Annotated in this window: 13 protein-coding genes; 2 read left to right on the top strand and 11 right to left on the bottom strand. The window is 73.8% G+C overall.

What is annotated here, in order from left to right:
- Positions 1-27: 27 nt before the first annotated feature.
- The gene (locus tag ACFWJX_RS26700) at positions 28-201 is read right to left on the bottom strand and encodes a hypothetical protein (protein WP_383248045.1); all 174 of its coding nucleotides are present in this window, start codon (positions 199-201) and stop codon (positions 28-30) included.
- Positions 202-417: 216 nt separating this feature from the next.
- Here ACFWJX_RS26700 and ACFWJX_RS26695 point away from each other — a divergent pair, with 216 nt between their 5' ends.
- Entirely contained in the window at positions 418-1,053 is a 636-nt protein-coding gene (locus ACFWJX_RS26695) for a class I SAM-dependent methyltransferase (RefSeq protein WP_383248043.1), read from the top strand.
- A 37-nt stretch (positions 1,054-1,090) separates the two neighbouring features.
- On the opposite strand, the gene ACFWJX_RS26690 is transcribed toward ACFWJX_RS26695, so the two are convergent.
- From ACFWJX_RS26690 to rpmG, 7 genes are all read right to left on the bottom strand, one after another.
- Positions 1,091-1,669, bottom strand: a complete 579-nt coding sequence (locus ACFWJX_RS26690) for a phosphatase PAP2 family protein (RefSeq protein ID WP_383248041.1) — start codon at positions 1,667-1,669, stop codon at positions 1,091-1,093.
- Positions 1,662-3,041, bottom strand: coding sequence for a diacylglycerol/lipid kinase family protein (locus ACFWJX_RS26685; protein ID WP_383248039.1), 1,380 nt, complete (start codon positions 3,039-3,041; stop codon positions 1,662-1,664). Before ACFWJX_RS26685 ends, ACFWJX_RS26690 begins: the two co-directional genes overlap by 8 nt.
- A gap of 142 nt (positions 3,042-3,183) precedes the next feature.
- Entirely contained in the window at positions 3,184-4,899 is a 1,716-nt protein-coding gene (locus ACFWJX_RS26680) for a hypothetical protein (protein WP_383248037.1), read from the bottom strand.
- Between the two features lie 174 nt (positions 4,900-5,073).
- Positions 5,074-7,050 (bottom strand): DUF1996 domain-containing protein, encoded by a 1,977-nt coding sequence (locus ACFWJX_RS26675; protein ID WP_383248035.1) that lies wholly within the window; start codon positions 7,048-7,050, stop codon positions 5,074-5,076.
- 193 nt (positions 7,051-7,243) lie between these two features.
- Positions 7,244-8,062 (bottom strand): hypothetical protein, encoded by an 819-nt coding sequence (locus ACFWJX_RS26670; RefSeq protein ID WP_383248033.1) that lies wholly within the window; start codon positions 8,060-8,062, stop codon positions 7,244-7,246.
- A 412-nt stretch (positions 8,063-8,474) separates the two neighbouring features.
- The gene (ykgO, locus tag ACFWJX_RS26665; RefSeq protein ID WP_383248031.1) at positions 8,475-8,597 is read right to left on the bottom strand and encodes a type B 50S ribosomal protein L36; all 123 of its coding nucleotides are present in this window, start codon (positions 8,595-8,597) and stop codon (positions 8,475-8,477) included.
- 84 nt (positions 8,598-8,681) lie between these two features.
- Positions 8,682-8,846, bottom strand: coding sequence for a 50S ribosomal protein L33 (gene rpmG, locus ACFWJX_RS26660; RefSeq protein WP_073498959.1), 165 nt, complete (start codon positions 8,844-8,846; stop codon positions 8,682-8,684).
- Between the two features lie 214 nt (positions 8,847-9,060).
- On the opposite strand from rpmG, the gene ACFWJX_RS26655 reads away from it, so the two are divergent.
- The gene (locus tag ACFWJX_RS26655) at positions 9,061-9,666 is read left to right on the top strand and encodes a lipoprotein (RefSeq protein WP_383248029.1); all 606 of its coding nucleotides are present in this window, start codon (positions 9,061-9,063) and stop codon (positions 9,664-9,666) included.
- A gap of 23 nt (positions 9,667-9,689) precedes the next feature.
- Here ACFWJX_RS26655 and ACFWJX_RS26650 read toward each other — a convergent pair whose 3' ends face one another.
- The 3 genes from ACFWJX_RS26650 to ACFWJX_RS26640 are packed head-to-tail and all read right to left on the bottom strand — an operon-like array spanning position 9,690 to position 13,654.
- Complete coding sequence (locus ACFWJX_RS26650; protein ID WP_383248028.1) at positions 9,690-10,535, bottom strand: DUF72 domain-containing protein; 846 nt, start codon at positions 10,533-10,535, stop codon at positions 9,690-9,692.
- Between the two features lie 39 nt (positions 10,536-10,574).
- Positions 10,575-12,146, bottom strand: a complete 1,572-nt coding sequence (locus ACFWJX_RS26645) for an amidohydrolase (protein ID WP_383248026.1) — start codon at positions 12,144-12,146, stop codon at positions 10,575-10,577.
- 47 nt (positions 12,147-12,193) lie between these two features.
- Positions 12,194-13,654, bottom strand: a complete 1,461-nt coding sequence (locus ACFWJX_RS26640; RefSeq protein ID WP_383248024.1) for an APC family permease — start codon at positions 13,652-13,654, stop codon at positions 12,194-12,196.
- Between the last annotated feature and the right edge of the window lie 78 nt (positions 13,655-13,732).

Below are 13,732 nucleotides of genomic sequence, written 5' to 3'. Positions count from 1 at the left end.
CCGGTCACCCGGTGTGACGAAAATCGCTCAACGCACGCCCGAGTTCGCCCGCATCTGCTCCCGGCGGGCATTGTTGTAGGCGCGCAGAAGATGCTTCGACACCGCGCACGGCACGGCGTCGAAGTGGCACTGCCGGCAGGTGCGGGCGTGCTCCTCGTAGGTCGCACGGGCCTGCTGCAGGGCTTCCTCGGGCGAGGTCATCGGGGGTCCTCCGAAGGGAACGACGGTCGCGGGGCCTCAGCTACTCGCCAGTAGCCCCCTCTCGGAAGGAGAGTGGATCATGTTACTGACGGTAGTGGGAATTCGGATTCCGGCTGCTTCCGGAAACCGGCCACCGCTCCGCTGGCCCGGCCCTACACTGAGGCGCCGTCAGGGCCGCTCGGGCGCGGGACCTGCCCACCACGACGGGAGACCGACTTGACCGGCGAGGACGAGAAGCGGCGCGCGGCGGCGGTGTTCGACGCGCTGGGATCCGGGTACGAGAAGGCGTTCGCGCACTCGGAGGCCCACCACCGGTCGCTGGGGTGGCTGCTCGGGCGGCTCGCGCCGGGCAGCCGGGTGCTGGACGTGGGCAGCGGGACGGGCCGGCCGACGGCCGAGACCCTGGCGGGCGCCGGGCATGACGTGCTGGGCGTCGACGTCTCCCCCGTCATGGTCGCTCTCGCCGCCCGGCAGGTCCCCGAGGCGACGTTCCGCTGCGTGGACGTGCGTGAACTCCCGCTGGAGAATGGCTCGTTCCATGCGGTCTGCGTGTACTTCTCCCTGCTCCAGATGGACCGGGCGCAGCAGAGCGCTCTGGTCGGCCGGCTGGCGCGGGCCCTGCTGCCGGGCGGCAGCCTCGTCCTCGCCACCGTGCCGCTGGACGTGGAGGGCGTGGACGCGGTGTTCATGGGGCAGCCGGTGCGGGTCACCAGCTTCGCCCGCGACGATCTCGTCGGGATGGTGACGGGCGCGGGGCTGACGGTACTGGCGGAGGAGAACCTGCTGTTCACCCCCGACCATCCCGAAGCCGTACCCGAGCCGCACGTCTTCCTGCACTGCGGACGGGAGTAGGGGCGCCGGTTCCGGTTCCGGCGCCGCGCCCCTGTCCTCAGCCGTCCAGCCGGGCCGCCGCCGCCAGCACCAGGGCCGCCGAACCCGTCCCGAGGAGTGCGCCCGCCACGACGTCGCCCGGGTAGTGCACGCCGGTGTGGACGCGCGAGTAGCCCACCGCGCAGGCGAGCAGGCCCAGCGGGACGGCGGCGACCGGGAACGCCGGGCCGACGGCTGCCGCGAAGGCGACGGCCGACGCGGTGTGCCCGGACGGGAACGACGCGGAGTCCGGCATCGGCACGTGCCGGCCCGGGAACGGCGAGTCGACGGCGCGGTGCGGGCGCGGACGGCGGACGAGGCGCTTGCCGAGCAGGTTGGCGCTCGCCGAGGCCACCCCGACGGCCGCGACGCCCAGGGCGGCCGCGCGCCGTGACCGGCCGCCGCGCAGCGCGAGCGCGGCGGCGAGGGCGAAGGACAGCTTGGAGTGGTCCGCCGCCGCGGACAGCCGGCGCAGAGCGGTGTCCAGGGTGGGAGTCCTGGTCATGGTGACCGTCTCGTACAGGGCCTGGTCCAGGGTGGCGAGGTCGCGGACCAGGTGCGGCATGCGGACGCGTGGCTCGGTTCGGCGGTCAGACATCGTGCGTCTCCTGGATCGTACGGGGATCGGTGCGGCCGAGTGCGAGGCGGACGATGCGCCGCCAGTCGACGGTGGGCGGCGCATAGGGGGCGCCCGGACGGTGGCGGGGCACCCGGACCCGCAGCGCGCCGGGCCGCAGCGTGCACACGACCGGGACGGGCAGGTCGAGCGCCTCGCCGTCGACGGCCACCGGGATGTGTCCCTCGGGTGCCTCCACGGTGACCCGGCGGGACGTCACGGAGGTGATGCCGCTGGCGCGTTCGCCGAGCAGGACCAGTTCGGCGGCCTGCCCCGGGCCCTCCACGCGGACGCCGATCACCCCGAGCTGTCCGGTGTCCAGACGGGGGCGGCGGCCGCCGCCGAGCGGGTCGGCGCGGGCGTAGGGGTTGTTGCTGACGAGGAGGGCCTGCGGGGCGTACAGATGGGTGTCGTCGGTGTGGACGTCGAGGACGGTGCCGCCCTCGCCCGCGAGCAGGTCGGGCAGGTGCTCCAGGACGGTGGCGGCCTTGGCGTCGCGGTACTCCGGGCTCTGCACTATCTCCGCGTACGCCCCGAAGGACACCGTGTTGACGAAGGGCCGGCCACCGACGTCGCCGAGGTCGACGCGGAGTTCCACGCCGTCGGTGAGGGCGTCGAGGCTGCGCACGGGGTCGGCGCGGTCCAGGCCCAGGTCCATGGCGAAGTGGTTGCGGGTGCCCGCGGCGATGACCAGGAAGGGCAGTCCGTGGTCGGCGGCCACGGAGGCCACGAGCGCCTGGGTACCGTCGCCGCCCGCGACGCCGAGCAGGTCGGCGCCGTCGGCCACGGCCTGCCGGGCCACCTTCACGGGGTCGGGGTAGGTGTCCGGGCCGAGCACGATCACACGGGCGCCGAGCGCCTCGGCGCGCTTGACGAGGTCGAACTTCTCGACCTTCCCGCCGCCCGACCGCACGTTCATCAGCAGCACCGGACGCTTCGGGGGCGGGGCCTTGCGGGTGTGCGTGCCGCGGGGGCGGCGCAGATTGCGCAGCGCGGAGCGGGCCGAGGCGAGCGCCGCCGCCCACAGGGCGAGTGCGCCGACGGCCACGATCCACAGCCCGGACGCGGCGTAGAGCACCAGCACGCCCACGGGTGCGGCCACGGCCAGCAGGCCGCCCAGCAGCCGGGCGCCGCCGCGGTGCGCCAGCATCCACCAGACGCCCGCCCCGGCCAGCGCGAGCCCGGCGAACCCGGTGAGCAGGATCAGCCACCCGCCGGAGTCGAAGCCGGAGAAGACGACGGCGACGCAGCCGGCGACCAGCGCCAGGGCCAGCCGCGCCCAGCCGCGGGCCCGGCCGATCCCGCCGTGTGGCCTGTTCGTGCCCGCGGTTCTCTTCGTGCGCGTCTCGTTCACCCTGCGCCCGCCATGGTCCGAGGTCCCCCTGTTCCGCGTGGCCTGCGCCATCGCTCTCCCCTCCGCTCGGACTGCCTGGTGCCGCCTTCTGCGTCCATCGTGGGGACGGCGGGGCGGCTCGGCATCCCGGGCGGGTGGTCGGTCAATTGTCCATGCCGCAGCAGCCGCTCGTGCCGGGGGTCCCCGTCGTGGTGTCGAGACGGCAGAAGCAGGACGCCTCGACGGGTACGTCCGTCAGCGCGGCGGCGAACTTCAGCTGCTGGGCGACGATCCGCGCCTCGCCGTCCTTGCCCAGCCGGACGAGGCATTCGTGGAGTCCGTGCAGGGACCAGACGTTGCCGGGGTGCTGGGCGGAACGCGGCAGCGAGTCGTCGAGGCCCAGGTCGGCGCGGTAGACCGCCTCCGCCTCGGCGATCCGGCCCTGTTCGAGCAGCAGGGCGCCGTAGGCGTGCCGGGTGGGCTGCATCCAGCCCCAGGGCTCGTCGTAGGGAAGGTTGTCGTCGAGTTCGATCGAGCGTTCCAGGGCGGCGAACGCCGCCTCGTGCCGGCCCTTGCGGTACTCCAGTTCGCCGTCGAGCATGGCGGCGGCGATGGCGAGGATGTCGGCGCAGGTGTTGTTGAACAGCATGCGGGTCTCCGGGACCCGGGCGGCGGCCGCCGCGAACAGCGTGCGCTCGGCCTCCGCCTCGGGGACCCGGCCGGTCGCGGAGAGGGCGACACCGCGGGCGTAGTGCCGCATCGCGGTCGTCGTGCTGTACAGCCACGGGTCGGCGGGCTCCGGCAGCTCCAGGATGTCGGCCCAGCGGCCGAAGCGGATCAGCACGTGGACCCGCATCGCGAGGAAGGCCTCCAGCCAGTCCGCCATGGGCGGGCTCTCCACGCGCAGCAGTTCCTCCGGCAGGCACTCCTCGAGCCGGGCGGCGGCCTCCAGGGCGACCTGCGACCGGCCGAGGAACATCGCGCCGTAGATCCTGAAGTGGTGGTTGTGGGCGCGGTAGAGGGTGTAGAAGTTCATCGCGCCGGACCGGGCCACGTACTTGTCGTCGGCGGCGATCGCCCGCGTGTTGTCCGACACCACCGCTCGGTAGTCGCCGCACAGCACCTCCAGGTGCGAGGGCATGTGCTGGAGGTGGCCGGCGTCCGGCACCAGGTCGCGCAGCCGGTCGGCGGCGGTCAGGGCCGTCTCGGGAGTCGGGGACATCTCCATCAGGTGGATGGAGAAGTGCAGCAGGCCGGGGTGGCGGGCGCCGGCCTCCGTGGCGAGCGCCGCGTCGAGCACGGCCCGCGCCTCGCGGGTACGCGCGCCGTCGGCGGGTTCGCCCGTGCGCAGGTCCCACAGCTGCCAGGGCGTCAGGTTCATCAGGGCGTCGGCGTACAGGGCGGCCACGTCGAGGTCGTCGGGGGCGAGGGCGTGCACGGCGGCCATGGCGTCGGCGTAGGGCTCGTTCCACACCGAGCAGTCCTCGGCGGGCCGTTCCTGCGGGTAGCGGGCGCGCAGGGCGCCGATCAGCGCGCGTTCGACGGGGGTGGCGTGTACGGCCCTCTCGTGGGCGAGTTCCACGGCGGCGTGGGTGCGCTCCACGGTCCGTGCGAGGTCCTGGTCGTCGAAGAACTCCCAGGGCTTGTTGTAGTTGGGGCCGAGCGCGTAGGCGATGCCCCAGTGGGCCATCGCGCAGTCCGGGTCGGCGCGGGCGGCGCGCTCGAAGCAGGCGACCGCCTCCTCGTGGTGGAAGGCGTACGACCAGACCAGGCCGCGGTCGAACCAGAGCTGGGCCTCGGCGGAGGAGGTGGTGACCGTACGGCGGTGGCTGCCGAGGTCGTAGTACTCCGGGTCGGTGTCGGTGTGCGTGTGCTGCATGGGTCTCCCCTGGTCGCGCGGCCGCCCCGCCGGTCCGGGGCCGGTGCCGCCCGGAGCGACCTGTGCGGTCACTCCGAGCGACATATACCGTGCGGCCCGGTGGCGGGGCGGCCTCTCGCGTCAGGGAGCACCCGTTCGTGCCCGTGCGCGGCGGTTGCCTCGGCGGGAACTCGGTTACGGCCGCTTCGCCGAACGGCGCAGGATGACGAACCCGCCGATCAGCAGCAGGGCGCCCGCGGCCGCCGGCCACAGGTTGGCGCCGGTCTCGGCCAGGCCGCCCTGGGCCTGCGGTGCGGGCACGACGGACGGCGTGTCGCCCGTGTCCGCCGCGACCGGGCTCTGGTCCGGGGCCGCCGTCGCGGGGGTGCCGATCTCGCTCTTGGCGCCACTGTCCTGGGCGGGGGTCTCCGCCGTGGGCTCGGTCGCCTTGGCGCTCGGCTTCGTGTAGACGCGGGGCTCGGCGGTGCGGGGGGTGTCGGCGGAGCCGGCGTCGCCCGCAGCGGGCTCGCTCTGGGGCTTCTCGGAGTTCTGGGCCGGGGGCTCCTGCTGGCCGTCGTCCTGGCCCTGGCCCTGGCCCTGGTCCTGGTCGGGCTGGTCCACGCCGCCGTTGTCGCCACCGGCGTTGTCACCGCCGTTGTCACCACCGGCGTTGTCACCGCCGCCGTTGTCGCCACCGGCGTTGTCACCGCCGCCGTTGTCACCGCCGGCGCCGCAGGTGCGGCCCTCGTTGATGCAGGCGACCATCTCGTTCATCAGGTCCTCGTCGAAGACGTTGATGAAGTCGCCGTGGTCGGTGACCGGCTTGTGGAGCTGCTCGGGAAAGGAGTCCACCGCGAACAGCGGGGTCGTACGTCCGCCGTCCTGGAGGCTCGGCGCGTCGACGTCGTAGACGATGCGCTGCACCAGCTGCGGGATGGCCTCGAAGCCGGCCGGGCAGCTGCCGTCGGCCGCCGCGAACGCCACGTGCGTGCGGTGGTTGGCGCTGTCGATGTTGTTGCCGTCCCAGCAGCTCTGGAAGCGGAACGAGCGCACGACGTCGCTGCCGTTCGGGCAGACCGGGTACTTGTCCTTCAGCTGCCGGTCCTCGAAGCCGGTGCAGCTCCAGGAGGCGTTCGCGTTGGCCGTACCGTTGACGAACGCCTTGGCGTCGCCGGTGATGATGCGCAGCAGCCGCGGCATGGCCGTGACCTCGGAGCGCGCGTTGCCCACGAAGGTCATGGTGACCTCCTTGGGCGTGACGATCTCGCCCGCGTTGCCCTCGACGCCGCCGCCGGGCGACTGGGCGTCCTGCTCCTGGGTGCCGTTCTGCAGCCGCAGCACGGGCCAGAAGTACGAGGACTTGTCGCCCTGGTCCACGCAGGTGGTCTCGCCGTTGGCGAGGTCGTCGTCCGAGGCGAAGGCGTCGTTGGCCTGGTTGCCGACGTAGTCGTGGAAGTGGTGGGCGCCGTTGGTGACGCCCGGCGCGACGATCACGTTGTCGGAGTTGAACAGGCCGTTGGCGTTGACGCCGCAGCTGGTGGCGAAGGTGCCCCTGGAGGGGCCGGCGCCGGGGTCGGCGGCCTGCTGGGCGGGCTGCACGGTGGTGATGTCGACGAAGTCGGCGGCCACGGGGCCGTTGCCCGCCTGCCCGCCGTTGCCTTCGTTGCCTCCGTCGCCCTGCTGGCCGTCGCCTTCGCCGCCGTTGTCCTGCTGCCCCTCTCCGCCCTGCTGACCGTCTCCCTGGTCCTGGCCGTCGCCCTGGTTCTGGCCGTCTCCGCCGTTGCCCCCGGGCTCCTCGCCCGCGTTGTCGTCGGCGGTGCGCAAGGTGCAGGCGGCGAGGTCGGAGAGGCCCTCCGGGCGGTCGGCCACGCGGTCGATGGCGATGCCGATGCGCTCGATGGTCGCGGCGCGCTTCTGCTTCAACGGGTTCATCACCGCGTTGTCGGCGAAGCCGGCGTCGTCGCGCACGGCCTGGGCCGAACCCTGGAGTTGCTGGTATGCGGCGGCTATCTGCTGGTCGAGCAGGGCGAGTTCGCGGTCCACCTCCTCGCCCGCGCCGTCCGGAACCGAGGTCAGCCGGCTGCCCACGTCCGGGCAGTCGACGGTGACGGAACCGGAGGTCCAGGGCCCCTGGTCGTCCTCGGTGGCGGAGGCGTAGACATTCGCGGCCATCAACCCTCCGCCGCCGAGCATCAGCGCGACCGCGGCGAACGTCGCTCGTCGTCCGCCCGTCGGGCGCCTGCGCCTTGTGTGTCCCACGAAGTGCTCCAAAACGTCGTCGGCGGCCAGGACATGACATCCCCGCGGCTCTATACGCAACCGGACCCAGGAGTGTTCAACCGCCCCACGGATTCATGGGAGTTTCTCAGATATCCATGTTTACCCGGGCGTCGGCCCTGGACGACGGGATCTCGGCGGGCCGGCGCAGGAGGCGGCGCGGGTCGGGGAGCCAGGCGGGGCGTCGGCCGTGCAGCAGACCGAGAACGATCGCGGCGGCCACCGCCACCAGGTGTTCGCGGCCGGCCAGGTTGGGTTTGGCCATCGACTCCCAGACCATCGAGCCGCCGGTGAGCGTGAACACGACGGGGGCCCGCCGGACGACGGAGATGTAGGTGAACAGGCCGACGACCGCGGCCGACGGGCCCGTGTCGAGCACCTGCCCCGCCTCGGGCGGGAGGCCGAACCCCCACCGGTCCGGGCCCGCCATGATCATCACACGGGCGGTGAGGGTGCCGGCCAGCGTGGTCGCGTAGGCGACGGCGAGCGTGCGGGACCGGCCGAGACTGTTCTCGGCCAGCGCGAAGGCGAGGAACAGCTGGGTGATGCCGGCCCAGACCGGCAGGTCGAGGGCGGGGACGTACAGCGACACCGGGGTCCGCAGAAGGGCCAGCCACAGGGGCAGGTCTCCCTGGACGCCGCCGACGGCCCGGACCACGTCCGCCCCGGCCGGCCGCTGGGCGAGGGCGTGGAAGAAGATGACGCCCCCGACGGCGACACCGGCGAGCAGCAGCCCGGCGGGTCCGCGCCGGCGCAGTCGCCGTACCGGGCCGACGAGGATGTTGCGGGCCTCGTTCCGGAGCGTGCGCAGGACGAACGCGCCGGCACGGGCCGGTAGGCCCGGCGCCCTGTCGCGCACGGCGCGGTCCTCGTCGGCACCTCCGCGCCGTTCCTCCGCTGGACGCACGATCCCCAAGCTCTCCCCAACCACTCGCCGCACGCGGGGAGCGCACGGCCGGACCCGGCACCCGTGCGGGCGGTACCGGCCCGGTCGGCCGGACCCGCGCGCCGGGTCGTACGCCCATGGAGACGCCAGGAAGGCCTTCGGGGATCACTCCGGTGCTGTGATCAGGAAGAACGCCGGACCGCACCCCTCGCGTGGCGAGGGGTGCGGGTTCCCGGCCGGATCGGAGACGGGGGAAGTCGGCGCCGGCCGGGAGCGGCTGGGGTTCCCCTGGGGAACCGGCCGCTCCCCCACCGTAGGACGACGGCACGGAAACCGCCCGGCGGGTGGGTGGGCCGGGTGACCGGCGGCGGCAGCCCGGTGGACCCGGCCCCTGGCTGGTCGGGACCGGGTCCACCGGGCGGCTGCCGGGTTGTCAGCCCTGGCGGGCCTTGAAGCGGGGCTCCTTCTTGTTGATGACGAAGGTGACCCCCTTCCGGCGCACGACCTGGGCTCCGGGCTTGGACTTCAGGGAACGCAGGGAATTGCGCACCTTCATGACTGCCTCCTCTGTTCCACCTTCGGGCCGACGCACTGGGGCGGCCCTCCTCGGGTCAGCGCCGTGGCGCCGACGCTCCTCGGGTCAGCGCTCCTCGCGGAACGTGACGTGCCGTCCGGCGACGGAGTCGTACTTCCGCAGGACCAGGCGGTCGGCGTCGTTGCGGCGGTTCTTGCGGGTCACATAGGTCGCGCCGGTACCGGCCGTGGACCTCAGGGTGACGACAGGGCGCGCCGTGCTGCGTGCCATGGGGGCCTCCTTTCACCGGCATCGCACTCATTGAGCGGTGCATGCCAGTCGAGATGTGCAACAGCGGAGGAGGCGAGGTCATTCCCGTGCCTCTCGGTTACAGTGCTCCGCCGGTATCGAACAGAAGCCGGTTTCGAGCAGAGGAGAGACAGCGGTGCGCTTCGGGGTGGGGAACGGTTGGCGAGGGCTTGCGGCGGCGGTCTTGCTGACGGGGATGGCGGCGGGGTGCGGAGAATCGGGGGAGGACTCGGGTTCGGCCGGTGGCAAGGCGTCGGCCACCGCCGAGGTCGCGGCGCGCGGGGGGAGTATCGGGGCCGCCGGTTCGGCCTGTGAGCTTCCCGTCACCTTCGACATCGCCGAGTTCTGGGAGGCCGAGGAGATCGACGCGGCCTCCCAGGAGAGCGACAGCGGCAACGAGGTGTCCGACGCGCTCACCGACGCCTTCCTGCACCAGGGCCCGGTCACCATGGCCTGCGAGGTCGACGCCAAGCCGGCCGGAAAGCTCGGCTTCCTCCGCGTGTGGACGGGCAGGCCGGGGGACGCGGACGCCCGCACCGTGCTGGAGGGCTTCGTGGGCGCCGAGAAGACGGCGAGCGGGGAGAAGTACCGCGCGTTCAAGGCCGGCTCCCTCTCCGGTACGGAGGTGGAGTACACGACGACGAGCGAGCTGCTGGAGGAGACGAAGAAGGAGCGCGCCCTCGCCGTGAGCACGCCCGACGGCCCGGTCGTCGTCCACCTCGGGGGCATGGACACCGAGGAGCACGAGGCCATGCTGCCCGCTTACGAGCTGGCCAGGAGCACTCTGAAGGCGACTGCCTGACGCAGCCCGGCCCGGCAGGTCGCTCAGCCGGCCAGCAGCTCCCGCATCCGCGTGGCCGCCCGAACGGCCGCGTCGGCGCAGCAGTTGTTGAACAGCACGTGCACGCGTTCGGCCCGTTCGGCGAGCGCGTGCACCCTGGGCAGCCACTCGCGCAGTTCGTCGTCGGTGTACTCGTGCCGGAAGCGGTCCTCCTTGCTCCCCGTGCCCCAGGCGTGACTGCGGCCGTGGAACCGCACGACCGCCAGCCGTTCGCAGGTCACCGGCGTGACCGGGGGGATCGACGACGGCAGTGACGGCTCCATGTCGACGGCGACGGCGGCGAAACCGTACGACCGCAGCAACTCCTCGGTGGCAGGCCGCTGTTCGCCGCGCCACCAGTCGGGGTGCCGGAACTCCACGCAGACCGGCCACCCGGCGGTGCGCTCCCGGCACCCGGCGAGGACGGCACGCGCGCGGGGGCCGGGCCGCAGCCACGGCGGGAACTGGAAGAGGACGGCGCCCAGCCGGCCCGCCTCGCGCAGCGGCCGGATGCCGTCCGTGAAGCGCCGCCACACCTCGTCGAGCGCCTTCGGGGAGCGGATGTCGTCGGGCAGCCCCGGCGGAAGCACCGCGGACCGGGTGGGGTGGCCGGTCAGCAGGGAGAAGGCCTTCACGTCGAAGACGAACCCGTCGGGGGTGCGCTCCGCCCACAGCCGGCTGGTGCGTTCGGAGGGCAGGGCGTAGTAGGTCGCGTCGGCCTCCACGAGGGGGAAGCGTTCGGCGTAGTGCCGCAACCGGCCCTCCGCGTCCCGCCGTCCGGCCGGGTACCAGCCGCTGCCGAGGAGTGCCCGGTCCGTCCACGAACAGGAGCCGGTCAGTATCTCGCCCATGGCGGCCGGTTACCCCGGACGGGCCGGGTCAGCCGCCGGTCACCCGGCCCGGTGGACGAGGTGACCACCCGTCACCGTCAACAGGACGGGTGCGTCGGCCAGTTCGTCGGCGGGCGCCTCGACCGGGTCCACGGCCAGGGCGGTGAGGTCGGCCCGGTATCCGGGCGCGATGCGGCCCGCGCGGTCCGACTCCCCGGCGGCGCGGGCGGCGTGCGTGGTGCAGCCCTCCAGCGCCTCCAGGCCGGTCAGGCCGGGCCGCCGGGCGGCCGCGCCGCGCGGGGCGCGTGCGGTGGCCAGGACCGCCCGGACGTCGTGGTGGGCGATCGGCCAGTCGGAACCGAGGGCGAGGGTGGCGCCCGCGTCCCGCAGGTCGCGCAGCCGCCAGGCATGGGCGGCGCGGTCCGTGCCGAGCCGGCGGGACCACTCGTCGCTGCCGTCGGCGCGGGTGTAGGCGGTGTGCGGGGGCTGCATCGACGCGGCCACGCCGACCTCGGCGAAGCGGGGCAGCAGGTCGTCGGGCGCGGTCTCGATGTGCTCGATGCGGTGCCTGCCCCGGCCGCCCGGACCCAACGCGGCGACGGTGGCCAGGACATGGCGGACGGCCGCGTCGCCGATGGCGTGCGTGGCGGTGCGTACGCCGGCCGCGTGCAGGGTGCGTACGGCGGTGCCGTAGCCGTCGGGGTCCGGCCAGAAGGCGTCGGTGCCCCGACCGTGGCAGTCGGCGCGCTCCAGCCAGGCGGTGCCGCCCTCCACGGTCCCGTCCATGAAGAACTTGACGCCGCCGACCAGCCAGTGCCGCCCGCCCCTGCCCTGTGCCTCGATCAGTTCCGCGAGGTCGGCGGCGTCCGCGCCCGGCATGCACCAGGGGGCGAAGCGCAGCCGTACGGGCAGGACGGTCTCCTCGGCCACGGACGTCACGAGGTCGGGGTCTCCGGCGTCCATGACGTGCGCGCCGGTCAGCCCGGTGGCCGCCATCGCGGACAGCAGCTCCAGCAGCCGGGCCCGGCGGGTCGCCGGGGACGGGCGGGGGGCGACGGCGGCGACCAGGTCCATCGCCGCGTGCTCGACGAGGTGCCCGGTGAGCCGCCCGTCGGCGTCGCACACCACTTCCGAGCGCTGCGCGAAGTGCCGCGGGCCGCTGACCCCGGCGGCGGCCAGCGCCTTGCCGTCGGCGAGCGCCGAGTGGCCGTCGTACAGGCGGAGGAAGGCCGGTGATCCGGCCAGGACGTCCTCCACGAGGGCGCGGTCGACGGGCCGTCCCCCGAAGGCGTTGTGGTCGAGGCCGTGGCCGAGGACCCAGCCGTCGACGCGCTCGGCGGACGCCAGCGCGGCACGCAGCCCGGCCAGGTCGGTGACGCGGGACAGGTCGGTACCGGTGGCCATGTCCAGCCCCCAGACGGGGTGGCTGTGCGCGTCCACCAGACCCGGCACGAGATGCCCGCCGCCGAGCGGTACGACCCGCGTGCCGGGCCCGCGCCAGTCGCGTACGTCGGCCTCCTCCCCCACCGCGACGACGATCCCGTCCCGTACCGCCACGGCGGTGGCGCTCGGGCGGGCGGGTTCGAGGGTGCGGACCCGGGCTCCGGTCACGATCAGGTCGGCGGTGGGCATGGGGTGAACTCCCTTGTTCGGTGCGGTCGTTCGGTTCCTCGGTACGGTCATTCGGCGCGGTCGCCCGCGAAGTCGGCGTACACCTGCGGCCGTCGGCGGCGCAGCCACCGGGCCAGCAGGAGGCCGACGGCGAAGACCGTGGGGGCGACGGCGGCGAGGACGCCGTTCACGAGGGGGGACGCGCCGGTGAACAGGTCGAGGTGGCCGACGACGAGGACGATCGCGGTGGTCAGCAGGACGGTCGCGGCGATCGGCGCGACCAGGGTGCGCAGCGCGCCTTCCTGGTGGCTCACGCGGCGGAAGTAGCAGGGTACGGCGATCGCGGCGAGCAGTTGGAGCAGCAACAGGGCGAGCATTCCCGGAGTGTTGACCCACAGCAGGAGCTGTCCGTAGGGGTCGGCGCCGGCCGCCCAGAAGGCCAGGACGACGACCGCGCCGAGGACCGTCTGGGCGAGCCCCGCGATGTACGGCGAGCCGTGGCGTGGGTGGACGCGGCCCAGGGCGCGGGGCAGCACGCCCTCCTCGGCGAGGGCGAGGCCGTAGCGGTTGATGGCGTTGTGGAAGGCGAGCAGGGAGGCGAGGACGCTGGTGACGATGAAGACGTGCATCAGGTCGGCTGCCCAGCCGCCGACGTAGGTGCTGATGGCGGTGAAGAACAGGCCGGCCGGGTCCTTGGCGGCGGCCCCGACGACCTCGGCGTCGCCGAAGGCCTGGACGGCGATCCAGACGACGAACGCGTAGAAGAGGCCGAGGAATCCGACGGCGAGGTAGGTGGCGCGCGGGATCGTGCGCTGGGGGTCGCGGGCCTCGCGGCGGTAGATGACGGTCGACTCGAAGCCGGTGAACGCGGCGAACGCGAAGGCGAGGACGGCGGCGGTGCCGGGGACCAGGACGTTTCCGGGCGCGAGGGAGGCGGCCGACAGGCCGTGCGCGCCGCCCTCGAGCAGGACGCCCGCGGCGAGGAGGACGAGGATGCCGGTCTCGGCGGCGAGGAGGACGCCGAGGAGCCTGGCACCGAAGTCGATGGAGCGGAAGCCGCCGTAGCCGACGAGGAGCAGGCCGGCCAGGGAGATCGGCAGCCAGGGCACGTCGACGCCGAAGAGGGCGTGCACGGTGTCCTGGGTGGCGGTGCCGAGGAGGCCGTAGACGCCGATCTCCATGCCGTTGTAGCCGACCAGGGCGAGCAGGGCGGCGCCGACGCCGACCGGGCGGCCGAGACCGCGGGTGATGTACGCGTAGAAGGCTCCGCCGCTGGTGACGTGCCGGCTCATCGTGGTGAAGCCGACGGCGAAGACGGCGAGGGTGAGGCCGGCGACCAGGTAGCCGACGGGGGCGCCGATGCCGCCGAGGAGGATCGCCAGAGGGGCGACGCCGGCCATCACGGTCAGGGGTGCGGCGGCGGAGACGACGAAGAAGGCGATGTCGGAGGTGCCGAGGGTGCCGGAGCGCAGGCCGGCCGGGGCGGACGGCGCTCTCTCCTGGGGCGGCTCGGGAGTGGTCAGGGACATGGAGAGCCCTTCGGACGGCGGAGGGGACGGTTCCGGGCGGTGTGGAGGCGGCCGCGGGGTGGCATGCGGGGGCGACGG

It is taken from the genome of Streptomyces sp. NPDC058335 (genome assembly GCF_042723915.1).
GTDB lineage: Bacteria > Actinomycetota > Actinomycetes > Streptomycetales > Streptomycetaceae > Streptomyces.
This window is presented reverse-complemented; position numbering and strand designations above follow the sequence as displayed.